The sequence below is a fragment of the Gordonia terrae genome, assembly GCF_001698225.1.
GTDB lineage: Bacteria > Actinomycetota > Actinomycetes > Mycobacteriales > Mycobacteriaceae > Gordonia > Gordonia terrae.
Map to the genome: position 1 here is coordinate 339186 of NZ_CP016594.1, position 18365 is coordinate 357550.

The 18365-nt window shown below is 69.1% G+C and carries 7 protein-coding genes; 1 reads left to right on the forward strand and 6 read right to left on the reverse strand.

Annotated elements, in window-relative coordinates; all coding sequences use genetic code 11:
* Positions 1–232: 232 nt before the first annotated feature.
* The 6 genes from BCM27_RS01580 to BCM27_RS01605 form a co-directional block, all read right to left on the reverse strand.
* Positions 233–3679: an arabinosyltransferase domain-containing protein gene (locus BCM27_RS01580; RefSeq protein WP_004018734.1), complete on the reverse strand. Its 3447-nt coding sequence runs from the start codon at positions 3677–3679 to the stop codon at positions 233–235.
* On the reverse strand, positions 3672–7076 hold the full coding sequence (locus tag BCM27_RS01585) for an arabinosyltransferase domain-containing protein (RefSeq protein ID WP_004018735.1): 3405 nt from the start codon (positions 7074–7076) through the stop codon (positions 3672–3674). The genes BCM27_RS01580 and BCM27_RS01585 overlap by 8 nt, the downstream gene beginning before the upstream one ends.
* A 268-nt stretch (positions 7077–7344) precedes the next feature.
* Positions 7345–8553 (reverse strand): DICT sensory domain-containing protein, encoded by a 1209-nt coding sequence (locus BCM27_RS01590; protein WP_004018736.1) that lies wholly within the window; start codon positions 8551–8553, stop codon positions 7345–7347.
* Between the two features lie 324 nt (positions 8554–8877).
* Positions 8878–9417: a Dps family protein gene (locus BCM27_RS01595; protein WP_004018737.1), complete on the reverse strand. Its 540-nt coding sequence runs from the start codon at positions 9415–9417 to the stop codon at positions 8878–8880.
* Between the two features lie 177 nt (positions 9418–9594).
* Entirely contained in the window at positions 9595–12912 is a 3318-nt protein-coding gene (locus BCM27_RS01600; protein ID WP_004018738.1) for an arabinosyltransferase domain-containing protein, read from the reverse strand.
* The gene (locus BCM27_RS01605) at positions 12905–16279 is read right to left on the reverse strand and encodes an arabinosyltransferase domain-containing protein (RefSeq protein WP_204161403.1); all 3375 of its coding nucleotides are present in this window, start codon (positions 16277–16279) and stop codon (positions 12905–12907) included. Before BCM27_RS01605 ends, BCM27_RS01600 begins: the two co-directional genes overlap by 8 nt.
* Before the next feature lie 417 nt (positions 16280–16696).
* Between BCM27_RS01605 and BCM27_RS01610 the strand changes: the two genes are divergently transcribed.
* On the forward strand, positions 16697–18355 hold the full coding sequence (locus BCM27_RS01610) for an HNH endonuclease signature motif containing protein (protein WP_068884431.1): 1659 nt from the start codon (positions 16697–16699) through the stop codon (positions 18353–18355).
* The last annotated feature ends 10 nt before the right edge of the window (positions 18356–18365 follow it).

The window sequence follows — 18365 nt, forward strand, 5'->3', positions numbered from 1 at the left end:
CTGAGGTGCGAGGAGCGCAAGCGACGAGCCACGAAGGGCGGGCGAGCGTCGCACGTGACCCTTGGTGGCTCGCTTCGCTCGCACCTCAGGGAGCGGAGGGGGCTCGTCGCTGACACCCCTCGCACCGACAGACTTCAACTCGACTCCTAGACCTCGATCGAAGTCTGCCGGTCGAGTTGAAGTCTGCCGGTCGCCCGCGGGCTCGCCCCTCAGGGAGTGGGACGCACAGCGACTAGTTCTTCACCGCCCGCATGGGTCCGGGTGTCCAGAGACCGTTGTGGGTGTCGGTGGTGATGGTCAGTTCCGCGTCGGTCTGCGGGAGGATCGGGGTCAGGCTCTGGAGCATGCCCCAGTCCTTGGCCCAGTCGTTGCGCAGATACGACGGGTAGACGCGTGGGCGCAACTCGTTCTCGATGATGCCCAGCGGACCGCCGGAGTCGCCGGCCATCCACCGCTGCGAGTTGACGCGTTCGCCCTCGCGGTCCGGCGAGATCCGCCACTCCGGCGTCTCCAGCACCCCGTACTTCACCTGAGCGGGACGCTGGCACGGGAACGCGAGCCCGGCCTCCCAGTCGATGAGCACCGGATCCTCGCTGCCCACGAGCGAATTGAGCGTCACCATCGTCGACATGCGCGGCGGGGTCACGGCCAGCCACTGATCGCGCAGCGTCGAGGTGTCCTCGGCGAGGATGCGCACCGCCGTCGCTCCCGGGGGCGCCTGATCCATCGGGAAGCGCAGGTTGCGCCATTCGGGTGCGCCGCCGATGTCGAGCGGGACCATCTGTCCGGCCGGTGCCACCGTGCCGTCGGGTGCGACGCGGCCGAACTGCAGTCGTACGCGCTGTCCGGGCCGGGTGACGGCGAGATCGTCGACGTACTCGACCTGTCCCGCCACCGACATCGTGACGAGTGGCTGCTCGCCTGACCTGTTCTGCGGCAGCTGGTACCAGTCGGACGTGAGACGTCCGGTACCGGTGGGCGAGTTGTACGTTCCGAGCACCGGGGTCTCGCTCGGCGACAGCCCGAACGGCAGCTTCACCGTCGAGCCGTTGACGCCGGCTTGCGACGTCTGTCCGCCGCTGGTGTCGCTCGACCCGGTGGCGGTCTCGGTGTCCGAGCCGCTGCTGTCGTCGGTCGGATCGGTCTGGGTCCGGTCGACCTCGGCGGTCGAGGTGCCCGATGAGGATTCCCCGCCTTCCTCGTCGGTCTGCTCGGACAGGTCCGAGGCCACCCCGTTGGGATCGAAACCCTCCATCCCGGTGCCGGCGAGGGCCGCGCCCGGTGATGGATCGCGCTGTCCGGCCACTCGCGCGGGCGCCAGCAGACCGGCGTTCGGATCGTCCTCCACCAGTACGGCATCGGCCAGTGCGCAGGGCTGACCCTGGAGGGCATTCACGTTGGAACTCAGCCACGACCACGAGTTGCGTTGCGTCCAGTCCGCTTTCGCGAACGACACCAGCGTGAACAGCAGCATGATGGTCGACACGACGATGATCGACGGGCTCCGCAGCCGGGTGAACACCGAGCGCGGCTGCCCGGCGCGGACGCCGTCGTCGACATAGTCGTCGCGGAAGTGTTGCCACAGTCCGAGCGCGGTGAGCGCGACGGCGACGGCCAGGATGCCCGTCCACAGCGGGATGCCGCGCACGTCGGGAACCGCGTCGCGCCACGGGATTCCGTAACTGCCGACGTACCACCACTGGTTGCGTCCGGAGAACGCGAGCGCGAGGACATATGCGCAGGCGGCGGCGAACAGCGTCCGGTTGCGCCGGCGCCGCATGATGGTGCGATCAGCGCAGGCGGTCGCCACCGCGGCGAGCGCGCCGCCGATCGCGGCGTACACCCCGAGCTGGTGGGTCCACTTGGTCGGCAGGAACGCCATCAGCACGGCCGACCCGGCGATCATCGCGACCAGGCGCCACGTGGGAGCGGTCGCGATGCCGGGCAGGCGTCGCCGGTTGAGCAGCATCACCACGACCAGGATGAAGCAGGTGAACACGATGAGAATGCCGAAGCGACGGGCGATGCCGCCGTCGGCGGTCGGATTCATCAGCATGTAGTAGCGCATCGGCTCTTCCCACCACTTGTTGGTGGGACCGACCTGACCGTTGACCGAGACAGCCTCCAAGATGGGGGCCAGCGGCTGGTCGGCGAAGATCTCGAACATCACCGCCAGTCCGGCGGCCAGGATCGGCAACAACAGCGGCCACAGCCCATCGCGCTTGCGGCGCATCGCGAAACGCTTGATGAGCGGTCGGATACCGGCGATGAGAGCGATCGCGGCGATCACACCCGTGGGGTGGATGGTCAGGGTGAACGCGGCCGCGATGATGCCGATCGTCAGCGGGAAGAAGCGACCCGTGGCGATCGCACGCTCGACGCACACCCACGTGAAGAGGGTGCCCAGCGCGATGAGCGGTTCCACGCGCAGGCCGTTGTTGTACGGCATCCACACGGCGAGGAAGACAAGTGCCGCAGCCCAGATGGCCGGAGTCGACTCCCGGACCGCACGGCCGAGACGGGGGATCGCGGCACGGCTGATGAGCCACCACGAGGCCATGGCGAACAGGAACGGGAGCAGACGCAGCCACGGCGTCGCGGTGCTGACCTCCATCCACGCGGACAGATAGTGGTAGTGCCAGCCGAACGGATCCTGCGGAACACCGAAGTAGCGGTAGTAGTTGTCGAGATAGCCGGCCTCGCTCGCGATCCGACCGACGGTCACCTGATAGCCGTCGTCGGCGGTGTTGCCGCCGACGAACAGCCAGATCAGCAGCACGAGGGCGACGACACCGTCGACCGGGCGCACCCGCCACCAGCCCGCCGGGAAGATCTTGTGATGGCCACGCGCATCCCGGGCGTCGAGGACGGCCAGAGCGGCGAGCGACAGGATCGTCGACGCGATGCCGAGAACCAGCAGCCAGAACTTGAGAGTCGTGGGCGTGGAGACGAATCGGGTGTCGATGGTGGACCGGAACGACAGGCCCTCGGTGCTGACATCCGCCGGCAGGCTCGAGTACACGCCGATGATCTGCGGGCGCGCGTTGGGATCTCGCAGATCGAAGGACCGCACCGCGTCGGTCTCGTTGTCGTTCGGCAGGCCCTGGATCGAGCCACGGGTCCCCTCGGTGTCTGCCTCGACGACGATGCGGCAGTCCGGTGCGTTCTGTGCTGCCGTCCGAGGAGTGTTGAGCAGCACGACGTTTCGCTGCACCACCTGGATCGAGTCGGCGGTGGCCCGGACGAAGAGCCCGACCTTGCCTGCCTCGGCGCCGCCCTCGGGCACCGTCGACAACAGGACTCCGCCAGACGCAGGCAACGACGCGCCGAGCGCACAAGGCACGGTGACATCCATGGAGACCGGGACGAACGACACGTTCGGGGCCGCGACGTTGGCCACCGAACCCTGCTGCGGCCAGGTCAGTTCGGCCTTCGTGTAGTCGACCGGCAGGAACGGGCTCAGCAGCGCGAGCAGGATTCCGACGACACCCGCGGCCATCGCGACGATGCGTGCGGTGCCGGCGTGGCGTTCCGCGAAACCGGTGGGACGGGGCTCCTCGAGTTGCGCGGTCGCGGACGGACTCGCGCCGGGGGAAGTGTCGGTGCTTGCCACGTCTGCCTGGTTCTCTCCGGGGTGAGGGTTCGCCGGGTCGGCGTGCGGGTCGTTGCGGTCAGTCATCTTCGGGCACCACCCTGATCGGACCCGGGCGGGACCATCCCCACGTGGTCGACGTCCCGGTCTGCACCTCCGCGGGGCGTGCCTGCGGGGCCAGCGGTGTCAGACGCTGAAGGTTGCCCCACTCGCGATACCAGTCGTTGTCGAGGTAGGTGGCCAGCGTCGACGGTCGTGTGAGCGCCTCGACCGGCGCCAGCAGTCCGCCGTCCTCGGCGGCCATCCAGGTCTTCGACTGCGAGTTGGCGATCCACGATTCGGGCAGGATGCGCCACTGAGGGATGTCGAAGACGCCGTGGTGCGCGGTCATCGGTCGCTGGCACGGGAACACCGCGCCGGCGGCGAAGTCGATGAGCACGGGGTCGGTGGAGCCCACGACGTCCTGCAGGGTCTGCAGGACCGGCGCACGCGGTGGTGTGACGGCCAGCCACTGGTCCGGGTCGAGGTTGTTGTCCCGGGCGACGATCCGCATCACGGTCGCGTCGGCGGGTACGCGGTCCATCGGGACGCGAAGGTTCCGCCACGGCCGGTTGGTTCGTTCGGGATCGATCGGGATCGCGGGCGCGCCGACCTCCTCGAACTGTCCGTTGGCAGCAACATTCGGCCCGCTCGCTTCGCTCCCGGCGCCGGCTTCGGTGCCGAACTGCACCTCCAACGCCTGCCCGAAGTTCGGGACACCGTCCCGGTCCAGCGTGAAGACGGCGCCGGCAGCGGTGATGACGATGAGCGGCGAGGAGTCGCGCGCGGGCAGGCGGTACCAACCCGTGGTGAGAGTGGCCTGGCCACTGGTGGTCTCGTGACTCCCCAGGACCGGGGTGGTCGCCGGGTCGAGGCCGAATGGGAGTGCGGCGGTACTGCCGTTGACGCCACGGGGGCCCACTCCGCCGGTCGTGCCCGGATTGCTGCCGTAGACGATGAAAGTCTTCGACAGGTCCGCCGAGGTGTTCATCGCGCCGGGCTTCTGGGCGCCGGCCTGGGGCGTCAGATCCGGTTTCACGCCGTCGGGACGGAAACCCTCGGATCGGCCCTGCAGGGTCGACGACGCCGTGCCGCCCTCCGCCGGAGTCAGCATGCCCCGGTTCGGATCAGGTTCGACGAGCACGGAATCAGCCATCGCGCAGGTGTTTCCGCGCGCGGAGTCGAGGTTGGCCGACAGCATCGTGAAGGTGTCCGTGCGACCGGCCGCGGCTTTGGCGAACACCGCGAGTTCGCTCACGACGATGAGGACGGCGATCACCGCGATGGGGGCGGAGGCGATACCGATGCGCCAGCCGGACGGCGCCGCGCCGCGATCGTGGGCGAGGCCGGTCTCGTCGACGAAGTCCATCCGGAGGTGCTGCCAGATCGCGAACAGCAGCGCCACCACCGCCAAGGCGAGCAGCACGGTCGACACCTGGATACCGGCGACGACCGGTGCCTTGTCGAACCAGGCGATTCCGAAATTGGCCGGCCACGGCCACGCGTTCTTGCCCGCCGAGGCGGCCGCGCAGGCCACCAGGAGTCCGGCGACCAGGATCGACAGGTTGCGCAGCGTGCGACGCGCTGCCTGCCCGATCGCCACGCAGGCGACGGCGGCCAACGCCGCACCGAGGCCCGCGAAGATGCCGAACTGGATGGTCCACTTGGTCGGGGTGAACGACAGGAACAGCACGGTGAGCAGGGAGGCGCCCAGCGCGCGCCACACCGCACCCGGATCGATCCCGTCGATGCGCTTGCGCCGCAACATGATCGCCAGCACGACGAACATGGACACCGCGAACAGCAGGACGGGGATTCGCCGGGCCAGGGCGCCGTCGGTGGTGTTCACCGCGAGGAAGTAGTAGCGGAGCAGTTCCTGGTACCAGGCCAGTGTCGGACCGACCGAGTATCGGATGCGCAGGGCCTCGAAGACGGTCGCGAGCGTCTGATCCCGGAAGACGATGATGACGACCAGTGCCACACCGGCGAGCAGCGGGGCGAGCAGCGGCAGGAGTCCGTCCTCGGCACGGCGTCGGACGAGGATGCGGAGCATGGGCCGGGCGCTCGCGATGAGCAGGGCCAGCGCGACGAGACCATGCGGGGCCAGGGCGAGCGTCAGCGCGGCGGTGAACGCGGCGACGACGGCCGGCAGCATCCGCCGCGTCGAGACCGTGACCTCGACCGCCCACCAGGTCGCCAGGGTGCCGAGGACGATGATGCCCTCGCTGCGCAGTCCCGAACACATCGGCAGCCAGAACGCGAGGAACACCGCCGCGCCGGTGAGCATCGCCCACTGCGAACGCCGCACCGCACCGCCCAGGCGGGGGAGCAGGACTCGGCTGAGGATGAACCAGGCGGCCAGACCAGCGAACAGCGACGGGAGCCGCATCCACAGGCCGGTCGTCGAGATGGTCGACCAGTAGGCCAGGAAGTTGTAGTACCAGTCGAACGGGGCTTCGGGGATGCCGTAGAAGCGGTAGTAGTTCGCCAGGTATCCGACGTCGGCGGCGTTGCGCCCCATGTTGAGGATGTAACCGTCGTCGGGCGATCCGGCGCCGAGGAAATGCCAGAGCACGAGCGTCAGCGTGACGCCGATGTCGGTGGGGCCGGGCCTCAGGACCGTGCGCAAGCGCAGGCGACGCCCGACGCGGCGGTGGTAGCCGTGGATGCGGTCGAGACGTCCGACGGCGACGAGGGCGACGACCGCGGCCCCGACGCCGATGACCATCACCACCCATTTGAGGATCGACGGTGCGGAATCGAAGCGGTCGTCGATGTCGAGGCGGACGGCGAAGGCCGGTGCCGACCGGATCTGCTCGGGCGTGAGGTCGGTGAAGACACCGGCGATCTGGGGGTTCGCCGACGGCTCGGCGAGGCCGACGTCGCCGCCGCCCGCAGTGGCCGGACCCGGGGGCAGGCCGACGAATTGCGCGCCGGTCGTCGTGGCATCGGAGAAGACGCGGAGTTCGGCGCAGCCGGTGAGGGCTTCGCGCGGCGCCGACGCCAGGGTCTTGTTGCGGTTGGAGACCGTGACACCGGCGGCGTCGGCCACGACGAACAATCCGTTGTCGCGGGCCTTGGACGCGGCCGCGGGCATCGTCGACAACACGACGGTGGACCCATCGCCGGGGGTCGTCGCCAGTACGCGGCACGGGATCGTGATCGACACGTCGCGAGCGGTCTGCGCGACCAACGGGGCAGTGACGGACGCCGACGCGCCCGTCTGCTGCGGCCACGTGATCGACGCCGTGGACGTGCTGACCGGAAGGAAGGGTGTCAGGACCCCGGCGACGACGGCGACGAGTCCGGCGATCGCGGCGACGAGGGCGACGGTGCGGGATCCGGGTCCGCCGGACGCGCGCTGCGCAGCGGATTCGGCGGTGGTGTCGGCGTTGCCAGCGGACACTTCAGGCGACTTCGGCACAGGCGCATCGTAGTCAGCCATGCTGTGACAAACCCAAATCCTCTGTTGGCCGAGTCCCCGCTGGCCGAGCAGCGTCGTCCGAGCGCAGCGAGGCTGCCGGGTTCCCTCCTGCTGGCCGAGCAGCGTCGTCCGAGCGCAGCGAGGCCGCCGGGTTCCCTCCTGCTGGCCGAGCAGCGTCGTCCGAGCGCAGCGAGGCCGCCGGGTTTTCTCCTGCTGGCCGAGCAGCGTCGTCCGAGCGCAGCGAGGCCGCCGCGTCCGTCGAGGTCACTCGTCGCGACAGCTGCTGCGATCAGGAGAACCGCATGAGGATCGAGTGCACCGCCTGGGTGACGGTCATGCGGTCGTAGGTCTGGACGAATTCGAAGGTGCGCTCGAGATCAGGCCCGGCATCGTGCTGGTCGCGCGCCGAGAGCAAGGCCGCAAAGTGCGGTCCGAGGACCGCGACATTCCACTCGTTGATGAGGTCGTCATCCGCGTCGAGGGGGGCGCGGTGCACGTTCCCGTCCCGGATGTCGGGGAGTCCGACGCCGTAGACCCCGGCCAGGCCGGTTTTCTCCGACATCTCTCGCCACCGCTTCGCGGTCCGCGAGGTGAAGTGCTCGGCGAACTGGAAGGTGCCCAGGACGATCGCGGCACCGCCGATGGCCGCCTGTTCCTCCAGGGCCTTGCTCATCTCGATGAGCAGGCGCTTGTTGCCCATGCGCGGGGAGATCGAGGTCGACGCGATGCGGTAGGGCGTCGACTTGTCCGGGCCGGGCGTCGTCCAGACCGGCATCTCGGGCAGCGGCACGACGGTGCGATTGGCGAGGACGGACGGGTCGGTCACGGCCGGGTAGAGATCACCGATACCGAAGGCGGCACCCATGGTCTGCGCGGTGATGCGGCTGTCCTCGTCGTCGACGCCCTCGGCGATGACGACGGCATGGCTGCGCTCGGTGTGCGCGGCGAGCGCGTGGGCGAGATGGGCGGCGTCGGAGCTGGTCCGTGATGTGAGCAGCTCGGCGCCGGTGACGATGATGTCGGGCTCGACGAGGGAGAGCAGGGTGGCCGCGTGCTCGCTGCGGACCAGGCCGTCGACGCAGATGATCTTGCCCGCTGCGCGAGCGCGGGCGACGCGGGCGAGTGTTCGTTGCGGACTGCGTTCGACGGCGTCGGGCAGGATGACCATGACGTGGCGTTCGAGGCTGCGCGTGGTCTCGGCGTCGAGGTTGTCGATGAGGTCGAGATCGAGGGAGACCAGCAGCGGCAGGATCTTGGCCAACGACTGGGCGCGCTGGGACGCGGCCATCTTGCGCTTGCGTTCGTCGAGGACCGGATGCTCCTCGACGAGCCGGGCGGCGCGTTTAAGTGCGGCGGCGGTGGCGAGGCGGGTTCCGGCCGGACCCCGGAGCTGCAGTTCGACGGCCGCGAGAGCTCCGTCGGACAGCCGGCAGACCGGCGCGAACTGCATGTGGAGCTCCAGATCATCGAACAGGGTGAATGATCGCGTTTCGGACACACGTGCCTCCCCGTCAGAGCGAGAAGCGCCCCGATCGATCTGGTGGACGCGGTTTGCTACACATCCTGTTCGCGGCAAAAGCCTGTGGCCAGCGTAACAAACCGCGTTCTCCGGACACGATAAAGTAGCCCTTGGTTATTAAGGTTCCAAGCGCCGCAACGTATTCGACTGTGAGTCCTGTTCGTGTATCAGTGCCTGTTCGGGGTAGTGGTTGACGGAAGGTGTTACCGCGGTCGCGACCAACGGGGGAGAAGGTCGCGACCGCGGCTCCGGGGGCGGGTCCGGGGGTGTGGTGACCCGCTACTCGGTCTTCATACGGCGAGGTCAGCGGGCTGCGTCGGCCGCTTCCTTCTCGCCGCTCGCGCCGGCGTGGGTGAGTTCGCCGGTGTAGCTCTCGAGGTGAGCTCGCACGAACCACTGGAACTTCTCGAGCTCGGCGGTCTGGCCGATCAGGATGTCCTCGGTGATCGGATCGATGTCACCGATCTTCGAGATCCCGTCGCGATGCGAGGTGATGAAACCGTCGTACACCAGGTCGAGAGCGCCCAGGTGGGCCTGCGCGGTGTCGCGTCCGATGGAGTAGTCACTCCACGAGCGGTCCTGCTCGATGGCCTTGGCGGTGCCCTTCGGCGATGCGCCGAGGGTGGCGATGCGCTCGGCGATGGTGTCGGCATATCCGCGGACGAGCTCGACCTGGGGGTCGATCATCTCGTGGACGCCGATGAAGTTGGCGCCGACGACGTTCCAGTGGATGTGCTTGAGGGTGAGGTGCAGGTCGTTCAGCGCGCTGAGGCGCTCCTGCAGGATGCCGGCGACCTCGTCGGCGGCTTCATTGCTGAGTCCTGGTGCGGTGAATTTCGGCATACTTCGACGCTAGGCGCGCCGCTCCGGGGTGACGAGCGTGAAGGGGCATGAGTGACGGAACCGAGACGGCAGGTCACAGTGCGGTAACGAACGCCTGTGCGGGTGTTTGCGGCACCGACCCGCGGGAAGCGTAACCGCAGGTCGGCGCCGGTGTGCCCGTGTGCGCCGGTTCGTTACTCAGTAACCGCTCGAGCGCATCGGGGCGGGGTCGTACAGCCCGGAGCGTCGAGCAGTACCGAGGTCGAGTTCCGCGGCCGGTGCCGGGATGATCTCGGTGAACTGTTGCAGTCCGCCCCAGTCGCGTCCCCAGTTGTTACGGAGGTAGGTGGGCAGGAGGGTCGGACGCAGCATCGCCTCGGTGATGCCGAGCGGGCCGCCCGCGGTTCCCGACATCCAGGTCTGGCTGTTCTTCCGGGTGGCCTCGGCGTCGGGCATGATCCGCCACTGCGGCACCTCGAGGACGCCGTTGCGCACCTTCATCGGCTGCTGGCACGGGAAGACCATGCCGGGCAGCCAGTCGATGAAGACCGGGTCGGTCTGACCGACCACGTCGTTGAGCGTGGCCAGGGTGCTGACCCGCGGCGGCGTGACCGCCACCCACTCCGACGGTGCGGCCGCGGTGTCGGCGACCTCGACCCGCACGACGGTCGCCCGCTGCGGCGCATCGGCGAGCGGGAACCGCAGGTTGCGCCAGGTCGGCGTCTCGCCGATGTCGATCGGGAACATCCGGCCCAGAGCAGTCACCCGACCGTCGGTCTCGACCCGGCCGAACTGCATCGTGACCTTCTGGCCGGCGTGGACCACCCCGATGCCGTCGACCGCCTCCACCGAGCCGGCGACCGCCATCGTCAGCAGCGGGGCGTCCTCGGAGCGTTCGGGCAGCTGGTACCAGTCCGAGGTCAGCGACCCGGTGCCCGACGGCGAGCCGTAGCTGCCCAGCACGGGCGTCACGGCGGGGTCGAGTCCGAACGGCAGACGCACCGTCGATCCGTTGACGCCGCGGGCGCCCTGGCCGCCCTCGGTGCCGCCCTGAGCGGATGAGCTGTCGGCGGATTCGTCGGAACCCGCACCGGTCTGGGCGCTGTTCTGCGCACCCGAGGTGGTCGACGACTCGGTGCTCTCGGTCGCGTCGACCGAGAGCCGCCCGGGTACGCCGTTGGGGGTGAATCCGGTGGCGTCCGAGCCGGCCAGCGCGGCGGCGACACTCGGCGCCGGCCGCCCGTCGACGGCCGCGGGCCGCAGCAGACCGGCGGTGGGATCGGCCTCCACGAGGACGTCGTTGGCCAGCCCGCACGAGTTACCGGTGAGGGCGCGTGCGTTGGACTTCATCCACGACCACGAATCACGCTGCTCGTAGGCGCCTTTCGCGAACGAGGCGACCATGAACAGCACCATCATCCCGGCGATGACCGGCAGCGGGGAGAACTTCAGCTTCGAATACCACTTGTCGCCGCCCCGGGTTCGGGTCGTCTCGTCGACGAAGTCGTCGCGGAAGTGGAACCACAGACCCGCCAGTGCGGTGGCGACCGCGGCGACGAGGATGAACCAGGCGATGTTGATGCCGCCCACCGTGGGTGGGCGGTCCCACCACGGGACGCCGTAACTGCCCACGAACCACCAGCCGTTGGTGCCGGCGAAGGAGATCCCGGTGATCGCCAGCACCGCGGCCGCGAAGAAGCTGCGGTTGCGGCGAGATCGCAGCACCGCCGGCGCCATCATGGCGCCCGCCGCGGCGGCGAGGCCCGCGGCGATACCCGCGTACACACCGAAGTGGTGGGTCCACTTGGTCGGTGTGAAGGCGATGAAGAACATGGTGCCGAGGGTCACCGCGACCAGGCGCCAGATCGGCGCGCGCGCAACGCCGTTCGGGTGCTCCCGACGGAGGAGGCGGAGCAGTACGACGAAGAGGCACAGGATCATCGCCAGCACGCCGAAGCGTCGTGCGAGCGTGCCGTCGGCGGTGGGCAGGATCAGGTAGTAGTAGCGGATCGGCTCCTGCCACCACTCGAGCGTCGGACCGACGTCGGAGGCGACCTTGTTGCCCGCGATCAACGGCGCGAGCGGTTGATCGGCGAAGATCTGGAACAGCACGGCGGTGCCGGCGGCCAGGATGGGGGCGAGCATCGGCAGCAGGCCGTCGCGGGAACGGCGCGACACCAGCGTTTTCACGATCGGCCGGATTCCGGCGAGCAGTGCGGCGACCGCCATCAGTCCGCCGGGAGCGAGGGCGAGCGTGAAGGCGGCGGTGACCACCGCGATGGCATAGGGGAGCAGTCGGCGGGTCGCGATCGCGCGCTCCACACAGCACCAGGTGAGCAGTGCGCCCACGGCCTCGGCCGGTTCCGGACGCAGACCGTTGTTGAACGGCAACCAGATCGCGAGGAAGACGAAGGCAGCCGACCACACGGCGGGCGTGCTGTGCCGGACCGCGCGGCCCAGACGCGGGATCACCTCTCGGCTGATCAGCCACCAGCCCAGCAGGCCGAGAAGAAACGCGGGCAGGCGCATGAACGGTGCCGCGACGCTCACGTCCGTCATGGCCGAGATCACCTGGAAGTGCCAGCCGAACGGATCCTGCGGCACACCGAAGTAGCGGAAGTAGTTGTCGGCGTATCCGGCGTCGCCGGTGATCCGGCCGACGATGAAGTTGTAACCGTCGTCGGAGGTGTTGGCGCCCGCGAACCACCAGAAGGCGAGGATCGCGAACACCGCGACGTCCGGTGGTCGGATGGTGAACCATCCGGACGGGAGGAAGCGCTTGTGGCTGCGGCCATCTCGTCGATCCAGAATCCCGAGTGCGATCAGCGAGACGATCGTCAGGAGGATGCCGAGCACGATCGCGGTGAGCTTCAGCGGGGTGGGGGTGCTGACGTAGCGGGTGTCGATGGTGGCGCGCAGCGCCAACCCGTCGCGCGGCGCGTCGGCGGCCAGATCGCTGTAGATGCCGACGATCTGGGGACGCATCTCGTGGTCGGGCAGGGCGAAAGCATGCGAGGCACCCGAGTCCGCGGCCGGTTCGGGGAGACCCTCGAATCGCCCGCTCACCCCTTCGCCGTCGGCCTGGAAGACGATGCGGCAGTTCGGGTTCGTCTGTGCGGCGGTGCGATCGGTGTTCAGCAGCGCGACGTTGCGGTCGGTGAGGGTCAGCGCGTCGGCCGTCGCCCGGACGAACAATCCGCGGGCGCCGGCGTCCTGGCCGCCCTCGGGGATGGTCGACAGCAGCACCCCGCCCTGCGCGGGCAACCGGGTGGCCAGCGAACACGGCACCGACATGTCCATGTCGATCGGGACGAAGGACACCAGCGGCGCGGCGACATCCGAGACGCCACCACCCTGCGGCCATTTCAGTTCCGCGGTCGACTGATTCACCGGGAGCAGCGGGGTGAGGACGGCCAGCAGGAACCCGAGCAGGCCGGTGACGGTCGCGACGATCTTCGGGTTGACCCTGATCTTCGGGTTGCCCGCCGCCAGGCGGGAAGTGCGGGACTCACTCATCGGATTGGGGCTCCACCCTGATCGAGCCGGTGCGCGACCAGCCCCATTGCGTCGTCGATGCCGTGTCGATCCGCGCGTCGGGCGCGTCGGACACGAGCGGTGTCAGCTTCTCCAGTGCGCCCCAGTCGCGCACCCAGTCGTCCTGCAGGTACGTCGAGACCGCCGACGCCGAGGTGGTGGCCTCGGAGATGCCCAGCAGCCCGCCGTCCACGCCGGCCTGCCAGGTCTTGGACTGGGAGTTGGTCAGCGGGTAGTCGCCGAGGATGCGCCACTGCGGCACCTGCGCGACGCCGTGGGAGACGCCCATCGGCCGCTGGCACGGGAAGTGCGAGGCCACCCCGAAGTCGATGAGCGTGGGCGCCGCCGATCCGACGACCTCCTGCAGCGTCTGTAACCGCGGGGCGCGCGGCGGTGTGATCCCGATGAACTGCTTCTCGCCGAGATTGTTGTCCTGCAGGGACAATCGCATCACGGTCGCGCGCGGCGGGGCCGCCGACATCGGCACCCGCATGTTGCGCCACGGCATGTTGAGGATCACGGGCCCGGGGTCGATCGGCAGGATGTCGGGGCCGACCTGCTCGAAGGTCCCGTCGACGCCCGGACGCCCGAACTGCACCACCATCTTCTGTCCGAAGTTCCGTACGCCGAAGGTGTCGATGGTCGAGACGGCGCCCGCGGTGCTGAACACCAGCAGCGGCGACGCGGAGCGGTCGGCGGGCAGGTCGTACCAGCCGGTCGTGAGCCGCGCCTCGCCCGGATATCCGTAGCTGCCCAGGACCGGCGTGGTGGCGGGGTCGAGTCCATAGGGCAGTTTGGCGGTGGAACCGTTCACGGTCTCCGGTCCGCGCCCGCCGGTGGTCCCGGCACCCAGCCCCCCGGTGATGGCGAACGGGCGGGCCATACTCGCCGACACGTTCATCTGTCCGGGCCGCTGGCTCCCCGGCTCGGGCTGGAGGTCGTCGGGAATCCCGTTGGGGGAGAATCCCACCGGGTTCTCGCCGCGCAGCGCCTGGGTCGTGGTCGCGCCGCCCGCCGGGGTCAGCATGCCGGCGTTGGGATCGAGTTCGACGAGAACATCGTCCGCGAGGCCACAGCTGTTGCCGCGCAGGGTGTCCAGATTCTCGGCCAGGGCCGTCGACGCCGGGTATCGGGTCACCGCGGCCTTGGCGAACAACAGCAACTCGACGATCACGAGGAGCCCGGCGATCACCGCCAGCGGAGAGGAGGCGAGAAAGAGTCGTCGACGATCGGCCCGTGTCTCGCCGGGCCCGGTGTCGGCGTGGGCGAGACCGCGATTGGTGACGTAGTCCAGGCGCAGGTGCTGCCACACCGCGACCACGGCGGCGATCACGGCGAGGATCAGGAACAGGGTCGACGCCTGGTAACCGGCGATGACCGGCGCCCGGTCGAACCAGGAGATGCCGTATTCGTAGAGGAACGGCCACGAGTTGTATCCCGCCATCGCCGCCGCCATCGCGAACAGCAGCCCCGAGACGAACACGGTCAGGTTTCGGGCCGACCGGGCCGCCGACTGGGCCACGGCCACGGTGGCCACCGCCGCGATCGCCGACGCCAACCCGGCGAGCACGCCGAACTGGATGGTCCATTTGGTGGGCGTGAACGCGAACAGCAGCAGGGTGACACCCACGGCGCCGATCAGGCGCCATGCCGGCCCCGGGTCGACGCCGCGAATCCTCGTGCGGCGCAGCATGACCGCGACCGTCACGAACAGGCCGGCGAGCAGGAGCAGCAACGGCACCCGACGGGTGAGAGCGCCGTCGTCGGTCACGACGGAGATGAAGTAGTACCTCAGGAACTCCTGGTGCCAGGAGATGACCGGTCCGACCGTGTAACGCAGCTTGATCGCCTCGAGGACGGTCGCCAGGGTCTGATCGCGGAACACCACGATGAGGACGAGCATTCCGGCCGCGGCGATCGGCGCGAGGAGGGTCAGCGTCGACGTCCAGACGGAGCCGTCGAGTCGTCTACGCCGGTCGATGAGGATGTGCAGCAGCGAGCGGGCCGCCACCAGCAGGATGGCCACGCCGACGAGGCCGTGCGGGGCGAGTGCGAGGGTGAACCCCGCGACCAGCGCGGCGAGGGCCGCCGGCAGGAGTCGTCGTGTCGCGATCGCGTGTTCGGCGGCCCACCAGGTGAGCAGCGAACCGAGGACGATGATCCCCTCGCTGCGCAGCCCGCTGCAGAACGGCAGCCAGAACGCGGTGAACGTCAGGGCGGCGGCCCAGATCGCCCAGGAACTCCGCCGTACGGCCGGACCGAGACGGGGTAGCAGCACACGGCTGAGGACGAACCACGACACGAGTCCGGCGACGAGTTGCGGGATGTGCATCCACAGCACCGACGGCGAGACCGACGACCACGCCGCGAGGAAGCTGTAGTACCAGTCGAACGGTGCTTCCGGGATGCCGTAGAAGCGGTAGTAGTTGGCGAGGTAGCCGAAGCCGTCCGCGGTACGGCCCATGTTGAGGATGTAACCGTCGTCGGGCGAACCGGCCCCGAGGACGCTCCAGACCAGCAGGATCGCGGTGACGATCAGGTCGGTGGCCCGGGGTTTCAGCGAATGCCACCAGGAGCGGGTTCGCGCGCCGATCCGCCGGTGGTATCCGCCGATGCGATCGAGCAGCCCCAGCGCGACGACGGCGACGAGAACGGACAGGGCGGCGAGCGCCATCACCACGATCTTGAGGACCGACGGCGACGATTCGTAGCGGTTGTCGATGGTCACCTGCACGCGGAGGCCGTCGGCGGCGCGAGCCTGCTCCGGGCTCAGGTTGCTGAAGATGCCGTCGACCTGGGGGCGGCGGTCCGGTGGCAGCGTCGTCGACTCGCCGAGCCCGACGAACTCCGCGCCGGGGCCGGTGGGCGCGGAGAAGATGCGCAGTTCCCGGCATCGGTCCAGGTCGGCACGCGCGGCGGTGGCGGCAAGGCTGTTCCGGAAGGTCACGGTGATCGCGGCGTCGGTGGCGGTGACCCACAACGACGACGACTTCGACTTCGGCGCGTTGGTCGGCATGGTCGCCAGGACCACCCCGTCCTCGGCCGATGCCAGCGTCGCGCATGGGATGCGGGCGTCGAGGGTCTGCGGGGTCTGCGCGATGAGCGGGGCCATGACCGATGAGGTGTCGGCGCTCAGGTCCTGTCCGGCGGGCCAGTCGAAACCGGCGTCGACGGCCTTGACTGGCAGCAGTGGGGTGAGGGCGCACAGCACGATGCCCGCGACTCCGGCCACGATCGCCACCCACCGGGCGGTGCCTGCGGAGATGCTGGTCCCCGGCCCCGACGTGGCCGGCCCCGGCGACGACGGTTCTGCGGAATCCTCTGGCGAGGTCGGGGCTGTCACAGGCACGGTGCCTCATCGTAAGCGACGTGCCTCAGGCCACCTAGGGCCCACCCCGCAGCCCTGATCGACGAGGTGCGTGAACGTCGGTACCACTGCTTCCTGAGGAGCGTCCGGAGCTTGCGTAGGGCGCGTCACCCCCCGCTCCCTGAGAAGCGTCCGGAGCTTGCGTAGGGCGCGTCACCCCCCGCTCCCTGAGGAGCGTTCGGAGCTTGCGGAGGGAGCGTCACGAAGGGTCCCGCCCGCGCGACAGCTCAGATCTTGCCCGCGGGGCGGAGCCTACCAGCAACCACCGACAATCTTCAGTGGCGACTAAGCGGAGGAAACATTCTGGCGGACAACACATTTCGCTCTGCCGACTGCCCGCCTTTCGTGTACAGTCGAACGTACATTCGCAGCATCTGTTCTCGGGGGGAGGTGGCCGTCATGGCCGACACCACGCACGGCGACGATTCGGTGGCGCCGCAACCGCGTGCCGTCGAGCTGGTGGCCGAGTTGCATGCGATCCTCGACGAACTGCAGACCGTGGACCTGTCACCGTGCACCGATACCGAGTTGGCTGACGTGGCAGCCGAGACCGAACGCGCCATCGCACGACTGACCGTTGCCGGTGACCGGCAGATCGATCAGGCCGAGGCCCGCGACCTCCCCCGCAAGTCCGGCTGCCGAACCCTCATGCAGTTCATGACCCACCGGCTGCGGGTCTCCAACCCGGTGCGTCGTCGTAAGCAGATGGATGCCACCGCCACCCGCACCAGCCTCGGCGGCGAAGTGCTTACGCCCGAACACCCCTGCCTCGCTGAGGCGTTCGCTGCGGGAGCGGTTGGCTCTGCACACGTGCAGGCCGCCCTCGATGTCCTCGACCAGATCCCCCACGCTGTCGAGCATGATGTGAAAGTCGCTGCCGAGCGGCAGATGGCCGAGATCGCCGAAGCCCACACCCCCGCCGACATCACCCAACTCGGCGAACGTCTCCTCGCCCACCTCGACCCCGACGGCACCCTGTCCGACGACACCGACCAGAAACGACGCCGCGGCGTATGGATCGGTCGGCAGCGCGCCGATGGCACCGCGAAGATCTCGGGCACGCTGACTCCCGCACTCGCCGCCCGACTGACGATGATGTTCGCGGTCTGGGGTAAACCCGGACTCAACAACCCCGACGACCCGAACTCGCCCAGCGGGCCGGCCGGCACCGCCGATTCCGACGCCCTGGCCCTCGCAGCCGACCGCGACCAACGCACCCCCGCGCAGACCAATCACGACGCACTGGACGCCGCACTGGCCGCCGGTTTCGCCGACGGCACACTCGGCACGTCGCATCGCGGGCTGCCCGTGCAACTGATCATCAAAGCCGACCTGAACGACCTGATCCGCGAAGCCGGACTCGCCACCACCGCCACCGGCACCCTGCTCCCCATCCCCGACCTGCTCGCGATGGGCGCCGACGTGCAGCCGTGGTTGGCGATCTTCAAAGATTCGACCGCCGTGCCGCTGTACTTCGGTAGGGGGAAACGTTTGGCCACCCGCGAACAACGCCTCGTGTCCTTCGCCCGCCCCGACGGTGAAGTGTGCTCGGCACCCGGGTGCGACCAACCCGCCACCCAGGTCGAACTCCACCACGCCCACAAGGACTGGGCCAAAGGTGGTTTGACCGACATCGACGACCTCGCACCGGCCTGCCCCCGCCACAACCGCATGGTCGGCGACCAGCCCGGGCAGTACACCACCCGCATCGAACGGTCCGGACCCGACGAAGGCCGCTGCCTCTGGCGGCTCAACTCCGAACCCGGCGCGCCACCCAACCCCGAACGCCTCAATCGCCGGCCCGACATACCCCGGCGATTCGCCGAACATCTGAACACCGTGCGCGACGAGATCCACGGACCACCAACCCGGTCCGGCGACCAGTCGCGCCCCGACCTGTCGCGCCCCGACGCCGTCGGTCATGGCGACAGCGGTCGGCGTCTCGAACTCGCCTACCGCGAACTCGTCCAGCCGCGAACACTGCCGGAGCATCCCACCACTCGACCACTGACCCCGGTCGAAGCAGCCCTCGCACGCATCCTCGCCGACCATCCGTGACTGCGGAGCA